Annotated in this window: 2 protein-coding genes; both read right to left on the bottom strand. The window is 76.3% G+C overall.

Annotated elements, in window-relative coordinates; all coding sequences use genetic code 11:
- Positions 1–193 precede the first annotated feature (193 nt).
- A complete protein-coding gene (gene gntA, locus ACFV4N_RS43910; RefSeq protein WP_499678632.1) occupies positions 194–862 on the bottom strand; it encodes a guanitoxin biosynthesis heme-dependent pre-guanitoxin N-hydroxylase GntA in 669 nt (222 codons plus the stop codon).
- A partial coding sequence (locus ACFV4N_RS43905; protein ID WP_499678631.1) for a cytochrome P450 occupies positions 840–1,265 on the bottom strand: 426 nt, incomplete at its 5' end. The genes gntA and ACFV4N_RS43905, both read right to left, overlap by 23 nt.

The raw sequence follows: 1,265 nt of genomic DNA, 5'->3' as shown, positions 1-1,265 counted from the left end.
CGCGCGGCGCTGCTGGACTTCGACGAGGCCTTCGTGGTGTGGCGGGCCAGGCTCGCCGGGCTCGCCGAGCTCTTCCTGGGCGGGCGGCGTGGCACCGGCGGGTCCGACGGCCCCTCCTACCTGTGGCGCGCCGCGGGGAGGCGGCTGTTCCCCGACGTGTGGGGCGCGGCCTGACGCCGGGCGGGCCGTCGGCTCAGTCGTCGGACCGGAACGGGCAGCGCCAGTCCGGTCCGACGGCCCGGCCGGAGTACTGCCCGGCCTCCGAGGCCGTGCCGTGCTCGCTCAGCATGGGGTTGATCCCGCCCTGCAACGCGATCTCCAGCGCGCGGATGCGCCGCTGGAAACCCGCGTAGGCCCCGGTCTGCCTGAGCCTGCGGAACTGCCGGTGCGAGTTGAACACCAGGGCCGGGTAGGCGAAGCGGCGGGAGATCCGCGACGCGCCGGGGTGCAGGCCCGCGACGAAGAACGGGTGCCCGGCGACGCTGAAGCCGAAGTGCGGCGAGTCCGGGTCCGAGGACACGTCGTCCGCCCAGGAGAACTCGCGCGCGTCGACCCGCCGCAGGGCGGTCAGCCGGTCCCACAGGTCCCGCTCGAACGCCTCCTCCGAACCGCGCCCCGGCGCGCGGAACACCGCGCAGAACGCGGCCAGGGCCGTCCGCTCCACGGGGATGCCCGCGACGAAGTCGACCAGGTCGGCGTGCAGCCGCTCGTCGTCGGCCGCCGACGCCAGGTCCCGGTACACCCGCAGGGTCAGGGTGCCGCGGCGCAGCGCCGACCTGGCTGCCAGGCAGGTGAAACCGGGGCCGCGCACCCAGGCGGCGAACTGCCGCCCGATGTCGTCAGCCGGCTCTTCGGCCCGCACGGCCCACTCCCGGCTCGGGGCGCGCGGGGCGGATGGCGTCGAACTCCACGTCGAGCGCACGGGGCCCGCGGAGGGTGACGTTCGGCTTGTACTCCACGGTGTCGCGGGCCAGCCGCGGCCCCAGGACGCGGTCCGCGAACAGCTCGAACGCGATCGCGGCCTCCAACCGGGCCAGTCCCGCGCCCAGGCAGAAGTGCGGGCCCGCGGCGAACGCGAGGGACGGCGTGGACCGGTCCCGGTGGAGGTCGAACCGGTCCGGGTCGGGGTATGCCGCCGGGTCCCGGTTGGCCGCGGCGAGGAGCACCAGCACCAGGTCGCCGGTCCGGACCGGGGCGCCGCCGACCGACAGCGGCGCGGTCGCGACCCGGGTGACCAGCTGCACCGGCGCGTCGTGCCGCAGCAC

Origin of the sequence: Actinosynnema sp. NPDC059797, from assembly GCF_042732085.1 — a bacterium.
Taxonomy (GTDB): Bacteria; Actinomycetota; Actinomycetes; order Mycobacteriales; family Pseudonocardiaceae; genus Actinosynnema.
Note: the sequence above shows the minus strand (reverse complement) of the source record. Positions and strands in the feature narration are given on the sequence as shown.